The sequence below is a fragment of the Enterobacter soli ATCC BAA-2102 genome (genome assembly GCF_001654845.1).
GTDB classification, from domain to species: Bacteria; Pseudomonadota; Gammaproteobacteria; order Enterobacterales; family Enterobacteriaceae; genus Enterobacter; species Enterobacter soli.
The window spans coordinates 41,001-60,635 of sequence record NZ_LXES01000019.1 but is presented as its reverse complement, the minus strand read 5'-3'; the positions used below and the strand labels follow the sequence as shown (position 1 = coordinate 60,635).

The following is a 19,635-nucleotide window of genomic DNA, read 5'->3' as shown; positions in this document are numbered from 1 at the left end:
AGTCGATGTGAAGAGGGATTGTACAACCTCCCGAGCCGAAGTGTTATAACCCGAATCAAGCCTTAGGCGGTTCAGTCTGGGCAAAACTCTCACGCTGGAAGAGCGTTTCGGCAAGCTTAACCAGCAGCGGGCGCTCTACACACCAGCCAGGAGAAACACGACGGAAATTGAGATAGCCGATGGCGCAGGCAATAGCGATCGTCGCCAGGTTCAGGCTATCACTCTGGATGATGCCATCCCGGATGAGCTGCTCGCACATATCCAGACTACGGCTGATTTTTTCGCGCTGACGCACCAGTTCCGTTTCCGACTGCTGGGCGGCAGGTCTTGCCTGCTCACGTACGGAAGCCAGCGCCGCGTCCATAATGCCATCGGCCAGGGCCTCAATCTGTTTCACCGCCAGTGCCGCTTTCGCATCGGCCGGAAGCATGGCCGGCGCCACGCCCAGCAGTTCGATGTATTGCGCAATGATGGGAGAGTCAAACCAGTACTCGCCATCATCAGTTACCAGCGCCGGGACTTTCCCTAGCGGATTGAACCGGGCAACGCCATTTTCGGCGTTATAGGGCTGTTCATTGACGAATTCAAATTCAATCCCTTTCTCCAGCAGAAGAACCGAGATTTTACGCACGAAGGGACTGGTATAGCTGCCGATAAGTTTCATTGCCTGATCCTGAATGCCCACAAAGAGGTCAGTATGGATCAAGCAATGAAAAAAGGCAGGTATGCATATCGCATTCCTGCCCTGGAGAGATTAGTGATCGAGATAGAGGTAGTGCATCCAGCTGGTCATACGCAACAACACTTTACGCATGACGGAAACATGCGAGAAATGGTCGGAATAAACCGCGACCTGAGCATAAATACCGTCTGGTAATGCATCGACATCAGCATTCGGGTCAAGCTCGATCGTGCCCAGCACACCGTCCGTACCCGGCACTACGGTCAGCGATTGCAACGCTCCCTGGGCCTGATAAGAGCCGCCCGGAACCACTGGCAGAATGCTGGTGAGTTTACCGGAGAACACCTGTCCTGGTAGTGCATTGAATACCACTTCAGCTTCATCACCCGGTTTCAGACGCAGTAACGAGTTCTGACGGAACTGGGCAACGATCTGCCGTTTCTGTTCAGGAATAAACACCATCACCGGTCGCAGCGGCAGCGCCGCTGCGTATGTCCCTGGGCGAATTAAAACCTGCGTGACATAACCGTTACTCGGTGCACGGACGATGGTTTGATCAAGGTTGTATTTGGCTTCAGCAAGCTGGGCGCGCAAGGAGGCTACCTGAGATTGCTCACCGTTAACCATGCTGTCTAACTGACTCTGGATCTGCGTCTGTTCAGCCACAGAGCCTTTCACCAGCGCATCCTGTGCCAGATAGTTCTGGCGTGCGTTATCGATATCGCTTTCAGAGAATGGGTTAACCTTCGCCTGGCTGCCTTTCAGGTAACGCTGATAATCTTTATACAGGCGGTCACGCTCAGCAGACACTCGCGTGGTATTGGCGACGGCCTCCGAAAGCTGTGCTTTCAGGTTATCGATATTGTGCGTGGCGGTCACCAGGTCTGCTTGCAGTCGGTCGACGCGTGCCTGGTAGCGGCCTGGATCCAGTTTAAATAACACTTCGCCTTTTTTAATGAGCTGGTTATTTTTATCCGTAACCTCACTCACTATACCCGTAACCTGCGGCGTAATGGGAATCGAAATAACCGCTTTTTGCGCCGTAAAGGTATATGGGTGGTTATAGTTCATTAATAAAATGAGTCCCGCAACAATAAACACCCCACCTAATGTCGCGGTGGCGAGCGTCCACTGGTTTACAGGAATACGGAATATCTTAAAAATTGCCCAGGCAAAAGCCACATAGGTCAAAATAATCAACAGATCCATGATCAGTGCTCCGACGTATTCTTATCTGCTGGCGATTGAGCGGCAGCCAGTTTTTGTTCTAATTCGGCCACGCGTTTGGCCAGAGCATCCATGCCGGGGACCTCATCAGGCTTTGTGATATGGTTCTGCATGCCCCAGCCACGATCTTCCTGGTACAGCGTTGCCCAAATCCATAAAAACGGCCAAATGGCATGGAGCGTAAACAGGCTTATCCACCCGGCGGTATGGATTGCATCAGCATGGGGATGATTGCGTTTTTTGGCCATATTATAGGGAATATCATGAATAGCGATGATTCCGTAAAACAGAACCAGGAACACGAAAATTAACACGCCCAGCGCAAAGTAGTTGAGAAACATATTCCCCTCACTCAAGCAACGATAACTCATTAAATAAATAAAATAATAAGCACACAAATTAAATTAATTTAATCGCAATACCTGAAATTATTTTCAGGGCCGCAGAGTATGGTTTTTTATTATATCTCCATGCAAGTTTATAAGCGTGTCAAAATATATCCTGAATAATAATAAACTTAACCTTACATATGAGCGTAATCCAGGTTTTCACTTTTCGCCATAACACACTCGCACATGCATTTTTTCGCTTTAGATGCTCTTTTATTACATCCTGGCTGTGAACTGAAAAACAGAGTTTGCCGTTGATCACATCCAGAGAAATCTGCATAAAAATTTTTTGTGAATCTAATCACATTACAGAAACAAACTGGCGAACATCAAATGTGACAAACATCACAAAACACTGTGCTTTTTGCGCTTTTTACACGCGTTGAGTTTTTTTTGCACATCGATTTTGTGACACAGATCACTTCATTAAATACCACACCCCCTACATTTACGTGACTGAGATCACACAAAATTTCGCTGTCTGGACAGTTGAACGATTCAGTGCCAGATTTCACAGCATGAACAGGGCCCGGCTACCTCTGCCGCCGCACATTAACGATAAACCTCGGGCCGCAAGCCTAAGCGTAAACATAAGAAGGGGTGTTTTATGTCATCCGATTTCAAGATCAAAGTACAAAGCTTTGGTCGTTTCCTCAGCAACATGGTGATGCCAAATATCGGCGCGTTTATCGCGTGGGGTATCATCACTGCATTGTTCATTCCGACAGGGTGGTTGCCTAACGAAACGCTGGCGAAGCTTGTTGGCCCAATGATTACTTACCTGCTGCCGCTGCTCATCGGTTTTACCGGTGGTCGTCTGGTTGGCGGTGATCGTGGCGGTGTGGTGGGTGCTATCACCACCATGGGTGTGATTGTCGGTGCGGATATGCCGATGTTCCTCGGTGCAATGATTGCCGGTCCTCTGGGCGGTTGGGCAATCAAGAAATTCGACGTCTGGGTTGATGGTAAAATCAAATCCGGCTTCGAAATGCTGGTGAACAACTTCTCCGCTGGCATCATCGGTATGATCCTGGCGATTCTGGCCTTCCTCGGCATTGGCCCGGCAGTTGAAGTGCTGTCCAAAATTCTGGCAGCAGGCGTTAACTTCATGGTTGCGCACGACATGCTGCCGCTGGCGTCTATCTTTGTTGAACCGGCGAAAATCCTGTTCCTTAACAACGCCATCAACCACGGTATCTTCTCACCGCTGGGTATTCAGCAGTCTCATGACCTCGGGAAGTCTATCTTCTTCCTGATTGAAGCGAACCCAGGTCCGGGTATGGGTGTTCTGCTGGCGTACATCTTCTTTGGCCGTGGCAGTGCAAAACAGTCTGCGGGCGGTGCGGCTATCATTCACTTCCTGGGGGGTATCCACGAAATTTACTTCCCATACGTGCTGATGAACCCACGTCTTATCCTGGCCGTTATCCTCGGCGGTATGACTGGCGTGTTCACTCTGAGCGTGCTGGGCGGCGGTCTGGTTTCTCCTGCCTCTCCGGGCTCTATCCTGGCCGTGCTGGCGATGACCCCGAAAGGCGCTTACTTCGCTAACATCGCGGCTATCTGTGCGGCAATGGCAGTCTCCTTCGTTGTCTCTTCTATCCTGCTGAAAACCAGCAAAGTGAAAGAAGAAGACGATATCGAAGCAGCAACCCGTCGTATGCACGACATGAAAGCGGAATCCAAAGGCGCGACCCCGCTGGCGGCGGGTGATGTGTCTAACGATCTGAGCCACGTACGTAAAATCATCGTTGCCTGCGACGCCGGTATGGGTTCCAGCGCAATGGGTGCAGGCGTGCTGCGTAAGAAAGTACAGGATGCCGGTCTGAGCAATATCTCTGTAACCAACAGCGCGATTAACAGCCTGCCACCGGATGTTGACCTGGTTATCACGCACCGCGATCTGACCGAACGCGCTATGCGTCAGGTGCCACAGGCGCAGCATATTTCGCTGACCAACTTCCTCGACAGCGGCCTGTATACCAACCTGACTGAACGTTTGGTTGCGGCACAACGCCACGAAGACAACGAAGTGAAAGTCCGCGATAGCCTGAAAGACAGCTTCGATGCGAACGACAGCCACCTGTTCAGACTGGGTGCGGAAAACATCTTCCTGGGCCGCACTGCGACCCACAAAGAAGAAGCCATTCGCTTTGCGGGCGAGCAGCTGGTGAAAGGCGGTTACGTTCAGCCTGAGTATGTTGACGCCATGCTGGAACGTGAAAAACTGACCCCAACCTACCTGGGTGAATCCATCGCGGTTCCGCACGGTACGGTTGAAGCGAAAGACCGCGTACTGAAAACCGGCGTGGTGTTCTGTCAGTATCCACAGGGTGTACGCTTCGGTGAAGAAGAAGACGACATCGCCCGTCTGGTGATTGGTATCGCCGCTCGCAACAACGAGCACATTCAGGTGATTACCAGCCTGACCAACGCCCTGGATGACGAATCAGTCATCGAGCGTCTGGCAAGCACCACCAGCGTGGAAGAAGTGCTGGCACTGCTGAGCAAGTAAGTTCCAAACTATCCCCTCTCCCTTTGGGAGAGGGTTAGGGTGAGGGAAATGCCTCACCCCAGCCCTCTCGGGTAAAAACATTGATGAAGGTTAACACTATGAAAGCATTACATTTTGGCGCAGGTAATATTGGTCGTGGCTTTATCGGCAAGTTGCTGGCAGACGCGGGCATTACGCTGACATTCGCCGATGTGAACCAGGTGGTGCTAGACGCCCTGAATGCCCGTCATAGCTATCAGGTTCACGTCGTGGGAGAAAACGAGCAGGTCGAAACCGTTTCTGGCGTGAATGCGGTAAGCAGCATCGGTGATGACGTGGTTGATCTGATCGCAAGCGTTGACCTGGTGACCACGGCGGTCGGCCCGGTTGTGCTTGAACGTATCGCCCCTGCGGTGGCGAAAGGTCTGGCAAAACGTAAAGCGCAGGGTATTGATACCCCGCTGAACATCATCGCCTGTGAAAACATGGTTCGCGGCACCACGCAGCTGAAAGGCCACGTTCTGTCCGCCGTGGCCGACGAAGATAAAGCCTGGGTTGAAGCGCACGTTGGCTTTGTTGATTCCGCCGTTGACCGTATCGTTCCGCCGTCTGAATCCGCCACCAACGACCCGCTGGAAGTGACCGTTGAAACCTTCAGCGAATGGATTGTCGATAAAACGCAGTTTAAAGGCGCGCTGCCAACCATCCCGGGGATGGAATTAACTGATAACCTGATGGCATTTGTCGAACGTAAACTCTTCACGCTGAACACCGGTCATGCTATAACCGCGTACCTCGGAAAATTGGCCGGTCATCAGACCATCCGTGACGCGATTCTCGATGAGAAAATCCGCGCTGTGGTAAAAGGTGCAATGGAAGAGAGCGGCGCGGTGCTGATCAAACGCTACGGTTTTGATGCTGAAAAACATGCAGCATACATCCAGAAAATCCTCGGTCGTTTTGAAAACCCGTATTTGAAAGATGACGTTGAGCGCGTTGGCCGTCAGCCACTGCGTAAACTGAGCGCGGGCGACCGTCTGATTAAGCCACTGCTGGGCACGCTGGAATACGGCCTGCCGCACGCCAACCTGGTGAAAGGGATTGCCGCTGCCATGCACTACCGCAGCGAGCAAGATCCACAGGCGCTTGAGCTGGCGAAACTGATTGGCGATGAAGGCCCGCAAGCTGCGCTGGCGCAGGTTTCAGGCCTGGATGCCAACAGCAACGTGGTTGTGGAGGCGGTTAACGCATATAACGCAACCAAATGATGCAGAATGCGGCGCAGGTTATCCTGCGCCCAGATAACAGATTGTCAGATATGCAGGCAATAATGGAACAAACCCAGGCCTTTGAAAATCGTGTGCTTGAGCGTCTGAATGCTGGCAAAACCGTACGAAGCTTCCTGATTGCCGCCGTCGAGTTATTAACCGAGGCGGTGAATATCCTGGTGCTTCAGGTGTTTCGCAAAGACGACTACGCGGTAAAATATGCTGTAGAACCGTTACTGGACGGAGACGGACCGCTGGGCGATTTATCCGTGCGTCTGAAGCTGATTTACGGCCTTGGTGTGCTCAGCAGGCCAGAGTATGAAGACGCTGAGCTGTTAATGGCGCTGCGCGAAGAGTTAAATCATGACGGTAATGAATATGCCTTTACCGATGACGAAATTCTGGGGCCCTTTGGCGAGCTGCACTGCGTCACCGCGCTGCCTCCGGCACCGCATTTTGATAACAGCGATCCTGAGCTGTATGCGATGCAAAAGCTTCGTTATCAACAGGTTGTCCGTTCTACCATGGTCCTTTCCCTGACTGAGCTGATTTCCCGAATCAGCTTAAAAAAAGCGTTTCAGAAGTAAGCCTGCGCACATTGGTGTATCCTTCCCTGTAAATCCCCCGTTTTTAGAGTCATTTGTGATGAAAGAAGTCGAAAAGAACGAAATTAAACGCCTGAGCGACCGTCTGGATCTGATCCGCCACCAGCAGGCCGATCTCTCTTTGGTTGATGCCGCTGAGAAATACGCTGAGCTGGAAAAAGAGATCGCCACGCTGGAAACCGAAATCGAGCGCCTGCGCGAAGTGAAAGGTCAGAAGCTGAGCAAAGAAGCGCAGAAACTGATGAACATGCCGCACCGTCGTGCGATCACCAAAAAAGAACAGGCCGATATGGGCAAGCTGAAGAAAAGCGTGCGTGGCCTGGTCGTCGTACACCCGATGACGGAACTCGGCCGCGAAATGGGCCTGAAAGAGATGACGGGTTTCTGTAAGACTGCATTCTGAACAATTTTCCCCCTCACCCTAACCCTCTCCCCATAGGGGCGAGGGGACTGAACGGTGCGGTTTTCTCCCTCTCCCCGTGGGAGAGGGCCGGGGTGAGGGCATCAGGCCCCACCCGCTTCAAATTGGCCCAACCAATTCATCAAACATCCCTCCCCTGGTTCACACTTCCATAATCTTTGCTCACAAAACCATTGCTCACCGATAACATCTGATTAACCATTCATTGTCATTAACCCTACATCACACTATTGGCAGGACCACTTTTACACAGACTGTGACGCCGAGATGAGCGTAGACTCACCGCGAAACTGACTGTGCGGTCCCCTGGAGACCTGCATGAGCCTCTGGCAACAAAACTACGATCCGGCCGGGAATATCTGGCTTTCAAGCCTGATCGCATCGCTACCGATCCTGTTCTTCTTCTTTGCGCTGATTAAGCTCAAGCTGAAGGGCTACCTTGCTGCAACATATACCGTAGCCATCGCCCTGATGGTGGCACTGTTCTTCTACAAAATGCCGGTCGATCATGCGCTGGCCTCTGTGGTGTACGGCTTCTTCTACGGGCTGTGGCCGATAGCGTGGATCATCATCGCCGCGGTCTTTGTCTATAAAATCTCGGTGAAAACCGGGCAGTTTGACATCATCCGTTCGTCGATTCTCTCGATCACCCCCGATCAGCGCTTACAGATGCTGATTGTCGGTTTCTCCTTCGGCGCGTTCCTTGAAGGGGCTGCCGGTTTTGGCGCACCTGTTGCGATCACGGCGGCGCTGCTGGTTGGTCTTGGCTTTAACCCACTTTACGCCGCGGGTCTGTGCTTGATCGTAAACACGGCGCCGGTCGCGTTTGGTGCGATGGGGATCCCGATTCTGGTTGCCGGGCAAGTCACCGGGCTGGACAGCTTTGAAATCGGCCAGATGGTGGGTCGTCAGTTGCCGTTCCTGACCATTATCGTGCTGTTCTGGATCATGGCGATTATGGACGGCTGGCGTGGCGTGAAAGAAACCTGGCCTGCGGTAATGGTGGCAGGTGGTTCATTTGCCATTGCTCAGTTCCTCAGCTCAAACCTCCTCGGGCCGGAACTGCCGGATATTATCTCTTCGCTGGTTTCGCTGGTTTGCCTGACGCTGTTCCTCAAACGCTGGCAGCCGGTACGTATTTTCCGCTTTGCAGATATGGGTGCATCGCAGGTTGATCAAACGCTGGCGCGCACCGGGTATACCGCGGGTCAGGTCATTCGCGCGTGGTCACCGTTCCTGTTCCTGACCGCAACCGTTACGCTGTGGAGCGTGCCACCGTTTAAAGCGTTGTTTGCCCCAGGCGGTGCGCTGTACGACATGGTGATTAACATCTCCGTACCGTTCCTCGACAAAATGGTCGCCCGTATGCCGCCGGTGGTGCACACCGCCACGCCGTATGCCGCGGTCTATAAATTCGACTGGTTCTCCGCGACCGGCACGGCCATCCTGTTTGCGGCTATCCTTTCTGTCGTGTGGCTGCGCATGAAGCCATCCGCAGCGGTACAGACCTTTGCAAGTACCATTAAAGAGCTGGCGCTGCCGATTTACTCCATTGGCATGGTGCTGGCATTCGCGTTTATCTCGAACTATTCCGGCCTGTCATCCACGCTGGCGCTGGCTCTGGCGCATACCAGCCACGCCTTCACCTTCTTCTCGCCGTTCCTCGGCTGGCTGGGGGTGTTCCTGACGGGTTCAGATACATCGTCTAACGCCCTCTTCGCCGCACTTCAGGCAACTGCCGCGCAGCAAATCGGTGTCTCGGACGTGCTGCTGGTCGCAGCAAACACAACGGGCGGCGTCACCGGCAAGATGATCTCCCCGCAATCCATCGCCATTGCCTGTGCAGCGGTGGGCCTGGTGGGTAAAGAGTCGGATCTGTTCCGCTTTACCGTCAAACACAGTCTGATATTCACCTGTATGGTCGGTGTGATAACTACCCTACAGGCCTATGTCTTAACCTGGATGATTCCATGATAGTGATGCCCAGACGCCTGTCCGACGAGATTGCTTCTCGCGTGCGGGCGCTGATTGAAGAACAACAGCTTGAAGCGGGCATGAAATTGCCCGCCGAGCGCCAGCTTGCCGCCCAACTTGGGGTATCGCGTAATTCACTGCGCGAAGCGCTGGCAACGCTGGTTAACGACGGCGTGCTGCTGAGTCGCCGCGGCGGCGGCACCTTTGTGCGCTGGCAGCACGATGACTGGTCTGAGCAAAACATTGTTCAGCCGCTCAAAACGCTGATGGCAAACGACCCCGACTACAGCTTTGACATCCTCGAAGCGCGACACGCTATCGAAGCCAGCACGGCCTGGCACGCGGCGATGCGGGCCACAGAAGCCGATAAAGAGAAACTACGGGCCTGTTTTGAGGCAACCCAAAGCAGCGACCCGGATATCGCTTCACAGGCCGATGTCCGTTTCCATCTGGCGATCGCTGAGGCTTCCCATAACGTGGTGCTGCTCCAGACCATGCGGGGGTTCTTCGACCTGCTGCAATCCTCCGTCAAGCAGAGCCGCCAGCGTATGTATCTGGTACCGCCGGTGTTTGCTCGACTGACCGAACAGCACGAGGCGGTGCTTAACGCCATTCTGGCCGGTGATGCCGATGCCGCGCGCAAAGCGATGATGGCGCATCTGGGCTTTGTGCACACTACCATTAAACAATTCGATGAAGATCAGGCCCGACAGGCGCGCATTACCCGTCTGCCTGGCGACAACGATATTTCCAGGGAGAACAAAGCATGATTATTTCAGCAGCCAGTGACTATCGCGCCGCGGCGCAACGCATTTTGCCGCCATTCCTGTTCCACTATATCGACGGTGGGGCGTATGCCGAACACACGCTGCGTCGTAACGTGGCAGACCTGTCAGAAGTGGCCCTGCGCCAGCGCGTGCTGAAAAATATGTCTGACCTGAGCCTTGAGACGAAGCTGTTCAATGAAACGCTCTCGATGCCTGTGGCGCTCGCCCCTGTCGGCCTGTGCGGCATGTACGCCCGCCGTGGTGAAGTACAGGCGGCCGCCGCGGCAGATGCCAAAGGCATTCCGTTTACGCTCTCCACCGTGTCCGTCTGCCCGATTGAAGAAGTCGCCCCAACCATTAAACGCCCGATGTGGTTCCAGCTGTATGTCTTGCGCGATCGTGGGTTTATGCGTAACGCGCTGGAGCGCGCCAAAGCCGCAGGCTGTTCGACGCTGGTCTTTACTGTCGATATGCCAACGCCTGGTGCGCGCTACCGCGATGCACATTCCGGCATGAGCGGCCCTAATGCCGCCCTGCGTCGCTACTGGCAGGCTGTCACTCACCCACAGTGGGCGTGGGATGTCGGTCTGAACGGTCGTCCGCACGATCTGGGCAATATCTCGGCTTATCTCGGTAAACCCACCGGTCTGGAAGATTACATCGGCTGGCTGGCGAACAACTTCGATCCGTCAATCTCCTGGAAAGATCTGGAGTGGATCCGTGAATTCTGGGACGGCCCGATGGTGATCAAAGGCATTCTCGATCCGGAAGATGCGCGCGACGCCGTGCGTTTTGGTGCTGACGGCATTGTGGTCTCTAACCACGGCGGACGTCAGCTCGACGGCGTGCTCTCTTCCGCGCGCGCACTGCCTGCCATTGCCGATGCAGTCAAAGGCGATATCGCGATTCTTGCCGATAGCGGCATTCGCAACGGGCTGGACGTGGTGCGCATGATTGCCCTGGGCGCTGACAGCGTGCTGCTGGGTCGAGCCTACCTGTACGCACTGGCAACCCACGGTCAGGCGGGCGTGGCGAATCTGCTGAACCTGATCGAGAAAGAGATGAAAGTGGCGATGACGTTGACCGGCGCGAAATCGATTAGCGAAATCAGCCAGGATTCGCTGGTGCAGGAACTGAGTAAACTGTCTGCGGCACCAGTCCCGCTGTCGCAGGGGAATGCGGCCTAGTTCTGTGCTATTCTGCCCCCGCTATTCAAGGGGGCAACATGCTTAACATCGTTTTATTCGAACCAGAAATCCCACCCAATACCGGCAACATCATCCGCCTGTGCGCTAACACCGGTTTTCGCCTGCATATCATTGAGCCGATGGGCTTCGCATGGGACGACAAACGCCTGCGTCGTGCAGGGCTGGATTATCATGAATTTACGGCCGTGGTTCGCCATCACGACTATGCCGCGTTTCTGGAAGCAGAACAGCCGCAGCGCATGTTTGCCCTGACCACGAAAGGAACGCCTGCACACAGCGCAGTGAGCTATCAGGACGGGGATTATCTGATGTTTGGCCCGGAAACCCGTGGTCTGCCTGCAACCATTCTGGGCGCCCTGCCCGCTGAGCAAAAAATCCGTATTCCCATGATGCCGGACAGCCGCAGCATGAACTTGTCTAATGCGGTGTCGGTGGTGGTGTATGAAGCCTGGCGCCAGCTGGGTTACCCTGGCGCCATTCTCAGAAGTTAAATCCCGTCACCATACTCAAACGTATGGTGAATACCGTTGAAGTGCTGATCCATATCCATCGACGGTTTATCGCTGTCTGGCTTGCCGACGATACGCGCCGGTACGCCAGCCGCAGTGGTGTGCGGCGGAACAGGCTGCAACACAACCGAACCCGCACCAATCTTCGCCCCGCGACCAACTTCGATATTACCGAGGATCTTCGCACCCGCGCCAATCATTACCCCTTCGCGGATTTTCGGGTGGCGATCGCCGCTGGTTTTACCCGTACCACCCAGCGTGACGGATTGCAGAATCGACACGTCATCTTCAATGACCGCCGTTTCACCCACAACAATGCCCGTGGCATGGTCAAGCATGATCCCACGGCCAATTTTCGCGGCCGGGTGGATGTCCACCTGAAAGGTCACCGACACCTGGTTTTGCAGGAAGATAGCCAGCGCGCGGCGGCCTTCGTTCCAAAGCCAGTGACCAATGCGGTAAGCCTGAAGCGCATGGAAGCCTTTCAGGTACAGCAGCGGCGTGGAGTATTTATCGACAGCCGGGTCACGCGTGCGTACAGCCTGGATATCACAGGCGGCAGAGGCGATCATTTCCGGGTCTGCGGCATAGGCCTCTTCCACCACTTCGCGAATGGCGATGGCAGGCATAATTGAGGAAGCCAGTTTGTTGGCGAGCATATAGCTCAGGGCGCTGCCGAGGTTTTCGTGCTTGAGTAGCGTCGCGTGATAGAAGCTGGCCAGCATAGGCTCGCAGTCAGCCAAAGCCCGGGCTTCGGCTTTAATATTGTTCCAGACGATATCCAGTTCTTCACACGGCATTGCATACTCCAGACGATATGTTAATGACCGGCCAGTTCTTTGCTGGCCGGGTCATATAGCTAACAAGGATCCCTGCGATTAGTTACTGCTGCGCTCGTCCTTGCGCGCACGACCTAATAAGGTCAATGCTGCCTCGCGCGCATTTTTTCCGCAATACAATACCTGATAAATTTCCTCGGTTATTGGCATTTCGACACCAAAACGGTGTGCCAGCTCGCGGACTTCTTTGGTATTGCGATAGCCTTCAACCACCTGGCCAATCTTCTCCTGCGCGCTTTTCACATCGCTGCCCTGTCCGAGCATCATGCCAAAGCGGCGGTTACGCGACTGGTTGTCGGTACAGGTCAGCACCAGATCGCCCAGACCCGCCATTCCCATAAAGGTGGCCGGATCAGCGCCCAGTGCTGCGCCAAGACGGGACATTTCGGTTAACCCGCGGGTGATAAGCGCCGTACGCGCATTCGCGCCGAAACCAATGCCGTCTGACATGCCTGCGCCGATAGCAATTACGTTCTTCACCGCACCACCCAGCTGCACGCCAATAAAATCGGGGTTGCTGTAGACACGGAAGCTCTTGCCGCAGTGCAGCAAATGCTGAAGATCGTCAGCGAACGTCGCATCGGTCGATGCCAGAGAGATTGCCGTTGGCAGACCTGCGGCCAGCTCTTTTGCAAACGTTGGCCCGGAGATCACCGCCAGAGGAATGTCATCGCCCAGCGCTTCGCGGGCAACATCCTGGAGCAGGCGTCCGGTTTCAGCTTCCAGCCCCTTCGTCGCCCACACAATGCGTGCATCTGCGCGCATCAGCGGCTTAATCTGGCGCAGTACTTCGCCAAAGACATGGCTTGGCACCACAACCAGAATATTGCGGCTGGCCGCGAGCGCGGTCGCGAGATCGCTTTCGAGGTGCAGGGAATCAGGAAACGGAACGTCCGGGAGGAACGCCACATTGCAGCGATCGTGTTGCAACGTCGCGATATGTTTTGGATCGTGGCCCCACAGAACCACATCGTGACCATTTCTTGCCAGCGTGATAGCAAGAGCGGTGCCGTAAGAGCCGGCACCGATCACAGTCATTGACGCATTAACAGTGCTCATCAGGCATCCTGATGTTGTTCAGCACCTTCGCCAGCCTGCTGTTGCAGATAGTTCATGAACAGCGCATCAAAGTTAACTGGCGCAAGGTTCAGTTGCGGGAATGTACCGCGAGAAACCAGGCTGGTGATGCATTCGCGAGCATACGGGAACAGGATGTTCGGGCAGTATGCACCCAGGCAATGCGCCATCTGGTTACCTTCGATACCGCCAACGGAGAAGATACCGCCCTGCTGTACTTCGCACAGGAATGCAGTTTCTTCGCCCAGAGAAGCGGTTACGGTTACGCGCAGCACAACTTCATACACATCATCCGCCAGTTGGGTGGATGCGGTATCAAGATCAAGTTTAACCTCTGGTTGCCAATCTTTCTGGAAAACGTGTGGCGCATTTGGCGCTTCGAAAGAGACATCCTTGGTGTAGATGCGCTGGATCTGGAAAGTCATTTCGGTGTTGTTTTGTTCTGACATGGAAAAACCCTTTTTAATTGTCCTAAAGTCTCTTAGCGCAGCAGAGGATCGAGTCCACCACGTGCGTCGAGCGCATACAAGTCATCACAGCCGCCAATGTGCTGCGCATCAATAAAAATCTGCGGAACCGTCGTACGGCCACTACGTTGAATCATCTCTTCGCGTTTTGTCGCATCACCATCAATAGGCAGTTCCTGGAAGGTGACGCCTTTGCTGTTCAGCAGCGCTTTCGCACGGTGGCAGAACGGGCAGGTTGCTTTGGTGTAGATCTCGATATTGGCCATGACTGGGCTCCTTATTTACCGCGAACCAGAGGAAGGTTTTCCCCGCTCCAGCCGGAAATGCCTTCTTTCAGTACAGATACGTTTTCAAAGCCGGCTTTGTGCAGTGCGCTTGCAGATTCCTGCGCCTGCATCCCGGTACCGTCTACAACGATAATAGGCTGGGCTTTATGCTTATCCAGCTCGCCAATGTTGTTCGCTTTAATTTCAGCAGGCAGCAGGTTAACAGAACCTGCAATGTGGCCTTTACGGAAATCATCACGCTGGCGCAGGTCAACGACAACGGCATCTTCTTTGTTGATAAGACGCGTCGCTTCACCACGGGTAATAACCTGAATTTTGGACGTCAGGCCCTTAAAGGTGGTGAACAGCACTGCGGCCAGTAGACCAATCCACGCGATGCTCAGTACCGGGTGGCGGCTAACAAATTGCATAATTTCTTGCATGGGGGGTAACAACTCCCGTCTAAGTGATTAAAAAAACCAGGACAGGAGTATACCTGTGCGTTGTGGCAAATACAGCCAGCGACAATAAGCTAATCGATTTTCTGCGGGATGCCACGAAAAAAAAGCCTTAAAATGACCTGAGAAGCGCCTTGCCCCTACCCATTCTTTGATCTTCTGCGGCTATTTGATCGATTCAGCTGTAGTAAAATTACGCAAATTTTTTGTCTCTTGAGCATGAGGTTGTCGCAATGTCGGTTTCTAAAAAACCTATGGTACTGGTGATTCTGGATGGCTATGGCTACCGTGAAGATCAGCAGGATAACGCCATTTTCAACGCCAAAACCCCGGTCATGGATGCACTGTGGGCAAAACGTCCCCATACCCTGATTGATGCATCTGGCCTGGAAGTGGGTCTGCCGGATCGCCAGATGGGCAACTCCGAAGTCGGACACGTTAACCTGGGCGCGGGTCGTATCGTGTATCAGGACCTGACCCGTCTGGATGTTGAAATTAAAGAACGGACTTTCTTCTCCAACCCAACGCTGTCAGGTGCGGTTGATAAAGCCGTTGCCGCAGGCAAAGCGGTACACATCATGGGTCTGCTCTCTGCGGGCGGCGTTCATAGCCATGAAGATCACATCATGGCTATGGTTGAGCTGGCAGCAGAACGCGGTGCTGAGAAAATCTATCTGCACGCTTTCCTTGATGGCCGCGATACGCCACCACGCAGCGCTGAAGGTTCCCTGAAAGCCTTTGAAGACAAGTTTGCCGCACTGGGCAAAGGCCGTGTGGCCTCCATCATTGGTCGTTACTACGCAATGGACCGCGACAACCGTTGGGATCGCGTTGAACAAGCTTATGACCTGATGACCCTGGCAAAAGGCGAGTTCCAGTTTGCGACCGCCGTAGAAGGTCTGGAAGCGGCTTACGCCCGCGATGAAAACGACGAATTCGTGAAAGCGACGGTTATCCGTGCTGAAGGCCAGGCCGATGCCGCGATGGAAGACGGCGATGCGTTGATTTTCATGAACTTCCGTGCTGACCGTGCGCGTGAAATCACCCGTGCTTTCGTGAACAGCGATTTCGACGGCTTCGCCCGCAAGAAAGTGGTTAACCTCAATTTCATCCAGTTGACCGAATACGCCGCAGACATCAAAGCACCTTGTGCTTACCCACCTGCTTCACTGGCAAACACCCTCGGTGAGTGGATGGCGAAAAACGATAAAACACAGCTGCGTATCTCCGAAACAGAGAAATACGCACACGTGACCTTCTTCTTTAACGGTGGTGTTGAAGAGCCGTTCAAAGGCGAAGACCGTATCCTGATCAACTCACCAAAAGTCGCGACCTACGACCTGCAACCCGAAATGAGCTCTGCCGAGCTGACTGAAAAACTGGTCGCGGCTATCGAAAGCGGTAAGTACGACACCATCATCTGTAACTATCCGAATGGCGATATGGTTGGCCATACTGGCGTGATGGAAGCCGCAATCAAAGCCGTTGAAGCACTGGATCACTGCGTTGAACAGGTTGCGAAAGCGGTTGAATCCGTAGGTGGCCAGCTGCTGATCACCGCCGACCACGGTAACGCAGAACAGATGCGCGATCCGTCTACCGGCCAGGCTCACACTGCCCACACCAACCTGCCTGTTCCGCTGATCTATGTCGGTGATAAATCACTGAAAGCGGTGGAAGGCGGCAAGCTTTCCGACATCGCGCCAACCATGTTGACGCTGATGGGTATGGAAATCCCTAAAGAGATGACTGGCAAGCCGCTGTTCATCGTGGAATAATCGCTCCCCATGAGGGGAAAGGCGATTTTTTCAATCACATGGGTCGTGAAGCCGCTTCGGTTATCAGTCAGGGCCCTATTTTGCGCCAGCGCACTCAGCGCTGGCGTATTGCTGTGCGCAGCATCCGCCCATGCGGACGATCGCGACCAGCTTAAATCTATTCAGGCCGATATCGCCGCCAAAGAGCGCGCGGTACGCCAGCAGCAACAGCAGCGTTCATCACTCCTTGCCCAACTGAAGCAGCAGGAAGAAGCCATCTCCGCTGCCGCACGCAAGCTACGTGAAACTCAAAACACCCTCGCGCAGCTGAATAAACAGATCGACGAAATGAATGCCTCGATTGCCAAACTGGAGCGCCAGCGCGCCAGCCAGGAACGCAATCTCGCGGCTCAGCTTGATGCCGCCTTCCGTCAGGGGGAACACACCGGTATTCAGCTGATTTTAAGCGGGGAAGAAACTCAGCGCGGCCAGCGTTTGCAGGCCTACTTCGGTTACCTGAACCAGGCCCGTCAGGAAACTATCGCCCAGCTGAAACAGACCCGCGAAGAAGTCACCTCGCAAAAAGCCGAGCTGGAAGAGAAACAGAGTCAGCAGCAAACGCTGCTCTACGATCAGCAGGCACAGCAGGCGAAGCTCGAGCAGGCGCGTAATGAGCGTAAAAAAACCCTCTCTGGTCTTGAGTCGTCCATTCAGGAAGGTCAGAGCCAGCTGAGCGAAATGCGCGCCAACGAATCAAAACTGCGTAACAGCATTGCCCGTGCAGAAGCGGCCGCCAAAGCGCGAGCCGAGAGAGAAGCACGTGATGCGCAAGCCGTCCGCGACAAGCAACAAGAAGCGTCCCGCAAAGGGACAACCTACAAACCAACGGAAAGCGAACGCTCACTGATGTCGCGTACCGGCGGTCTGGGCGCACCTCGTGGTCAGGCTTACTGGCCTGTTCGCGGCTCTATTCTGCATCGCTATGGCGAACAGTTGCAGGGTGAGCTACGTTGGAAAGGGATAGTTATCGGTGCGTCTGAAGGTAGCGAAGTCAAAGCGATTGCCGATGGCCGCGTGATCCTTGCCGACTGGTTGCAGGGTTACGGGCTTGTGGTGGTGGTCGAACACGGCAAAGGCGATATGAGCCTTTACGGCTACAATCAGAGCGCACTGGTCAGCGTCGGCACGCAGGTGCGCGCTGGCCAACCCATCGCCCTTGTGGGCAGCAGTGGCGGTCAGGGCCGCCCGTCACTCTATTTCGAAATTCGTCGCCAGGGTCAGGCGGTCAATCCACAGCCGTGGTTGGGAAGATAAGTTTTGCTTCAATTTCGTCGAATTGTTCTCTCCGTCGCCAGCGCACTGGCGCTGGCAGCACCGGTATACGCAGGCAAACTTGCCATCGTCATTGATGACTTCGGTTATCGTCCGCAAACCGAAAACCAGGTTCTGGCAATGCCGTCAGCCATTTCCGTCGCCGTGCTGCCCAATGCGCCGCACGCGCGCGAAATGGCAACCAAAGCCCACAATAGTGGGCATCAGGTATTGATCCACCTGCCAATGGCGCCCATCAGCAAGCAGCCGCTGGAAAAAGACACCCTACGCCCGGACATGAGCAGCGATGAAATCGATCGTATTATCCGCGATGCGTACAACAAAGTGCCGTATGCCGTGGGCCTCAATAACCATATGGGCAGCGCGATGACATCCAGCCTGTACGGGATGCTCAAGGTGATGCAGTCGCTGGAGCGCTATAACCTCTACTTCCTCGACAGCATGACCATTGGCAACAGTCAGGCCATGCGCGCCGCACAGGGAACTGGCGTAAAGGTGATTAAGCGCAAAGTGTTCCTGGATGACACCCAAAACGAAGCGGATATTCGCGTGCAGTTTAATCGCGCGGTGCAGCTGGCGCGTCGCAACGGCTCGGCAATTGCCATCGGCCACCCGCATCCGTCTACTGTGCGCGTCCTGCAACAGATGCTGCCGACGTTGCCTTCCGATATCACGCTGGTGCGCCCGAGCGACCTGCTGAATGAACCGCAGTCTGATACGTCGACACCGAATCTTTCACAACCTGCCAAGCCATCTGCGCCGCGCAATCCATTCCGCGGCGTGAAGAGCTGCAAACCGAAACAGCCGCCAGAGCCGGTCTACGCGACCCGCTTCTTCTCGGTGATTGGCGAAAGCATTGGTGAAAGCACGCTGGTGAAATACGTTCAGCAGCAATGGCAGGGATGGGGTAAGAAATCCTGATAACAAAAAGCCACCTGTGAGGGTGGCTTTTTTGTCATTACAGACGGAAGGTATCGTCGAGGATCTGGCTGTACAGCGTCGGCTTCCCGTTATCCACCGTTCGATACTGTTCCTTGTGGGAGAGTTTATAGATGCCCACAGGATCGCGATTCAGGGTATCAATCGCCGCCGCATCAGGTGCAGCAGAGATAAACTGGCGAATCAAAAAGCGATTATTTCCCGTCACTGGCTGCGCATTCATGACCTCGCGAAACTGAGGATAACGTTCGCGGGCATACAAGAAGCTGTAATCAATTAAGAAATATTCGATCAGGGTATCGTGATGTTGCCAGTAGCGATAAAGGATATCCCTAACCAGTTTCACCAGCGTATTGCCCTTTTGTGAGGCAAGAAAATAGGCCGTCCAGAATCCCTGGCTTGTTGCATTGTCACCCGCGTCGAAACGCAGCGATGAGAAGCTATTTTCATAGAAGGATTCAGGCACAGCTTTCGTCATCAAGACGGTGGCATCCATCCAGATCCCGCCGTACTGATACAGCAATGAGCAGCGAACAATATCGGAATATTGCGCTTTGCTGATAAGCCCGGCCTGATACTTGGTTTTAATGTGTTCCGGTAACGAGAGATAGTCAGGAATATTGTCATCCGTCAGGATGACAACCTGAGCGTCAGGCGTATTACGTTGTACGGATTCGATACAACGCTTAACCAACTCTGGTGCGCTCTCCAGCCCCTGAAACCAGCAGATCCAGATGATGCGCGACTGTGCAGGTTCAGTGTTGCCCGCGGATTCAGGCTGAATTTTCAGCGCATCAATCACGCCAAACAGCGTCTCTTTTTTCTTCTGCTCAAAATGCTCAGCCGCACGCTGGAAAAGAGATAAACCGGTTTTCTTCTGCCAGCGCCGGGTTTTCTTGATGAGCTTATTCGTTACATTAAGATTCATCATTTCACCATATTAATATCAGAATAGC

At 54.1% G+C, this 19,635-nt stretch carries 20 protein-coding genes; 11 read left to right on the top strand and 9 right to left on the bottom strand.

Annotated elements, in window-relative coordinates; all coding sequences use genetic code 11:
• Positions 1–55: 55 nt before the first annotated feature.
• The 3 genes from M987_RS06635 to M987_RS06625 all read right to left on the bottom strand — a co-directional run bounded on the left by M987_RS06635 (position 56) and on the right by M987_RS06625 (position 2,250).
• A complete protein-coding gene (locus M987_RS06635) occupies positions 56–664 on the bottom strand; it encodes a glutathione S-transferase (RefSeq protein WP_014068386.1) in 609 nt (202 codons plus the stop codon).
• Between the two features lie 90 nt (positions 665–754).
• Complete coding sequence (locus M987_RS06630) at positions 755–1,891, bottom strand: HlyD family secretion protein (protein WP_014068385.1); 1,137 nt, start codon at positions 1,889–1,891, stop codon at positions 755–757.
• Positions 1,892–1,893: 2 nt separating this feature from the next.
• Positions 1,894–2,250: a DUF3302 domain-containing protein gene (locus M987_RS06625; protein WP_014068384.1), complete on the bottom strand. Its 357-nt coding sequence runs from the start codon at positions 2,248–2,250 to the stop codon at positions 1,894–1,896.
• Positions 2,251–2,905: 655 nt separating this feature from the next.
• On the opposite strand from M987_RS06625, the gene M987_RS06620 reads away from it, so the two are divergent.
• The 8 genes from M987_RS06620 to trmL all read left to right on the top strand — a co-directional run bounded on the left by M987_RS06620 (position 2,906) and on the right by trmL (position 11,526).
• Positions 2,906–4,813 carry a PTS mannitol transporter subunit IICBA gene (locus M987_RS06620; RefSeq protein WP_014068383.1) on the top strand — a complete coding sequence of 636 codons (1,908 nt, stop codon included), beginning with the start codon at positions 2,906–2,908 and terminating at the stop codon, positions 4,811–4,813.
• A 98-nt stretch (positions 4,814–4,911) separates the two neighbouring features.
• Positions 4,912–6,060 (top strand): mannitol-1-phosphate 5-dehydrogenase, encoded by a 1,149-nt coding sequence (mtlD, locus tag M987_RS06615; protein ID WP_014068382.1) that lies wholly within the window; start codon positions 4,912–4,914, stop codon positions 6,058–6,060.
• On the top strand, positions 6,057–6,647 hold the full coding sequence (gene mtlR / locus M987_RS06610) for a mannitol operon repressor MtlR (RefSeq protein ID WP_014068381.1): 591 nt from the start codon (positions 6,057–6,059) through the stop codon (positions 6,645–6,647). The genes mtlD and mtlR overlap by 4 nt, the downstream gene beginning before the upstream one ends.
• 58 nt (positions 6,648–6,705) lie before the next feature.
• Positions 6,706–7,068, top strand: coding sequence for a YibL family ribosome-associated protein (locus tag M987_RS06605; RefSeq protein WP_014068380.1), 363 nt, complete (start codon positions 6,706–6,708; stop codon positions 7,066–7,068).
• A 336-nt stretch (positions 7,069–7,404) separates the two neighbouring features.
• Positions 7,405–9,060: an L-lactate permease gene (lldP, locus tag M987_RS06600; RefSeq protein WP_014068379.1), complete on the top strand. Its 1,656-nt coding sequence runs from the start codon at positions 7,405–7,407 to the stop codon at positions 9,058–9,060.
• On the top strand, positions 9,057–9,830 hold the full coding sequence (gene lldR / locus M987_RS06595) for a transcriptional regulator LldR (protein WP_014068378.1): 774 nt from the start codon (positions 9,057–9,059) through the stop codon (positions 9,828–9,830). The genes lldP and lldR overlap by 4 nt, the downstream gene beginning before the upstream one ends.
• Positions 9,827–11,014 (top strand): FMN-dependent L-lactate dehydrogenase LldD, encoded by a 1,188-nt coding sequence (gene lldD, locus M987_RS06590; RefSeq protein WP_014068377.1) that lies wholly within the window; start codon positions 9,827–9,829, stop codon positions 11,012–11,014. The genes lldR and lldD overlap by 4 nt, the downstream gene beginning before the upstream one ends.
• A 38-nt stretch (positions 11,015–11,052) precedes the next feature.
• A complete protein-coding gene (trmL, locus tag M987_RS06585; protein ID WP_014068376.1) occupies positions 11,053–11,526 on the top strand; it encodes a tRNA (uridine(34)/cytosine(34)/5-carboxymethylaminomethyluridine(34)-2'-O)-methyltransferase TrmL in 474 nt (157 codons plus the stop codon).
• Here the strand turns inward: trmL and cysE are convergent.
• The 5 genes from cysE to M987_RS06560 form a co-directional block, all read right to left on the bottom strand.
• The gene (gene cysE / locus M987_RS06580; RefSeq protein WP_008502718.1) at positions 11,523–12,344 is read right to left on the bottom strand and encodes a serine O-acetyltransferase; all 822 of its coding nucleotides are present in this window, start codon (positions 12,342–12,344) and stop codon (positions 11,523–11,525) included. The genes trmL and cysE overlap by 4 nt on opposite strands.
• A 78-nt stretch (positions 12,345–12,422) precedes the next feature.
• On the bottom strand, positions 12,423–13,442 hold the full coding sequence (gene gpsA / locus M987_RS06575; protein WP_014068375.1) for an NAD(P)H-dependent glycerol-3-phosphate dehydrogenase: 1,020 nt from the start codon (positions 13,440–13,442) through the stop codon (positions 12,423–12,425).
• On the bottom strand, positions 13,442–13,909 hold the full coding sequence (gene secB / locus M987_RS06570; RefSeq protein WP_014068374.1) for a protein-export chaperone SecB: 468 nt from the start codon (positions 13,907–13,909) through the stop codon (positions 13,442–13,444). Before secB ends, gpsA begins: the two co-directional genes overlap by 1 nt.
• A 32-nt stretch (positions 13,910–13,941) precedes the next feature.
• Positions 13,942–14,193 carry a glutaredoxin 3 gene (grxC, locus tag M987_RS06565; protein WP_014068373.1) on the bottom strand — a complete coding sequence of 84 codons (252 nt, stop codon included), beginning with the start codon at positions 14,191–14,193 and terminating at the stop codon, positions 13,942–13,944.
• Positions 14,194–14,204: 11 nt separating this feature from the next.
• The gene (locus tag M987_RS06560; protein ID WP_014068372.1) at positions 14,205–14,636 is read right to left on the bottom strand and encodes a rhodanese-like domain-containing protein; all 432 of its coding nucleotides are present in this window, start codon (positions 14,634–14,636) and stop codon (positions 14,205–14,207) included.
• A 248-nt stretch (positions 14,637–14,884) separates the two neighbouring features.
• Between M987_RS06560 and gpmM the strand changes: the two genes are divergently transcribed.
• Genes gpmM through M987_RS06545 form a run of 3 tightly spaced genes read left to right on the top strand, consistent with a single transcriptional unit; the run spans position 14,885 to position 18,661 of the window.
• The gene (gpmM, locus tag M987_RS06555; RefSeq protein ID WP_014068371.1) at positions 14,885–16,429 is read left to right on the top strand and encodes a 2,3-bisphosphoglycerate-independent phosphoglycerate mutase; all 1,545 of its coding nucleotides are present in this window, start codon (positions 14,885–14,887) and stop codon (positions 16,427–16,429) included.
• A gap of 33 nt (positions 16,430–16,462) precedes the next feature.
• Complete coding sequence (envC, locus tag M987_RS06550; protein ID WP_245551580.1) at positions 16,463–17,722, top strand: murein hydrolase activator EnvC; 1,260 nt, start codon at positions 16,463–16,465, stop codon at positions 17,720–17,722.
• Positions 17,723–17,725: 3 nt separating this feature from the next.
• A complete protein-coding gene (locus tag M987_RS06545; protein ID WP_014068369.1) occupies positions 17,726–18,661 on the top strand; it encodes a divergent polysaccharide deacetylase family protein in 936 nt (311 codons plus the stop codon).
• Positions 18,662–18,698: 37 nt separating this feature from the next.
• On the opposite strand, the gene M987_RS06540 is transcribed toward M987_RS06545, so the two are convergent.
• Entirely contained in the window at positions 18,699–19,610 is a 912-nt protein-coding gene (locus M987_RS06540) for a capsular polysaccharide synthesis protein (protein WP_014068368.1), read from the bottom strand.
• Between the last annotated feature and the right edge of the window lie 25 nt (positions 19,611–19,635).

Excerpts from the sequence above, each read along its gene's own strand:
- M987_RS06635 (WP_014068386.1), bottom strand. The coding sequence starts at position 664 with ATGAAACTTATCGGCAGCTATACCAGTCCCTTCGTGCGTAAAATCTCG.
- M987_RS06630 (WP_014068385.1), bottom strand. The coding sequence starts at position 1,891 with ATGGATCTGTTGATTATTTTGACCTATGTGGCTTTTGCCTGGGCAATT.
- M987_RS06625 (WP_014068384.1), bottom strand. The coding sequence starts at position 2,250 with ATGTTTCTCAACTACTTTGCGCTGGGCGTGTTAATTTTCGTGTTCCTG.
- M987_RS06620 (WP_014068383.1), top strand. The coding sequence starts at position 2,906 with ATGTCATCCGATTTCAAGATCAAAGTACAAAGCTTTGGTCGTTTCCTC.
- mtlD (WP_014068382.1), top strand. The coding sequence starts at position 4,912 with ATGAAAGCATTACATTTTGGCGCAGGTAATATTGGTCGTGGCTTTATC.
- mtlR (WP_014068381.1), top strand. The coding sequence starts at position 6,057 with ATGATGCAGAATGCGGCGCAGGTTATCCTGCGCCCAGATAACAGATTG.
- M987_RS06605 (WP_014068380.1), top strand. The coding sequence starts at position 6,706 with ATGAAAGAAGTCGAAAAGAACGAAATTAAACGCCTGAGCGACCGTCTG.
- lldP (WP_014068379.1), top strand. The coding sequence starts at position 7,405 with ATGAGCCTCTGGCAACAAAACTACGATCCGGCCGGGAATATCTGGCTT.
- lldR (WP_014068378.1), top strand. The coding sequence starts at position 9,057 with ATGATAGTGATGCCCAGACGCCTGTCCGACGAGATTGCTTCTCGCGTG.
- lldD (WP_014068377.1), top strand. The coding sequence starts at position 9,827 with ATGATTATTTCAGCAGCCAGTGACTATCGCGCCGCGGCGCAACGCATT.
- trmL (WP_014068376.1), top strand. The coding sequence starts at position 11,053 with ATGCTTAACATCGTTTTATTCGAACCAGAAATCCCACCCAATACCGGC.
- cysE (WP_008502718.1), bottom strand. The coding sequence starts at position 12,344 with ATGCCGTGTGAAGAACTGGATATCGTCTGGAACAATATTAAAGCCGAA.
- gpsA (WP_014068375.1), bottom strand. The coding sequence starts at position 13,442 with ATGAGCACTGTTAATGCGTCAATGACTGTGATCGGTGCCGGCTCTTAC.
- secB (WP_014068374.1), bottom strand. The coding sequence starts at position 13,909 with ATGTCAGAACAAAACAACACCGAAATGACTTTCCAGATCCAGCGCATC.
- grxC (WP_014068373.1), bottom strand. The coding sequence starts at position 14,193 with ATGGCCAATATCGAGATCTACACCAAAGCAACCTGCCCGTTCTGCCAC.
- M987_RS06560 (WP_014068372.1), bottom strand. The coding sequence starts at position 14,636 with ATGCAAGAAATTATGCAATTTGTTAGCCGCCACCCGGTACTGAGCATC.
- gpmM (WP_014068371.1), top strand. The coding sequence starts at position 14,885 with ATGTCGGTTTCTAAAAAACCTATGGTACTGGTGATTCTGGATGGCTAT.
- M987_RS06540 (WP_014068368.1), bottom strand. The coding sequence starts at position 19,610 with ATGATGAATCTTAATGTAACGAATAAGCTCATCAAGAAAACCCGGCGC.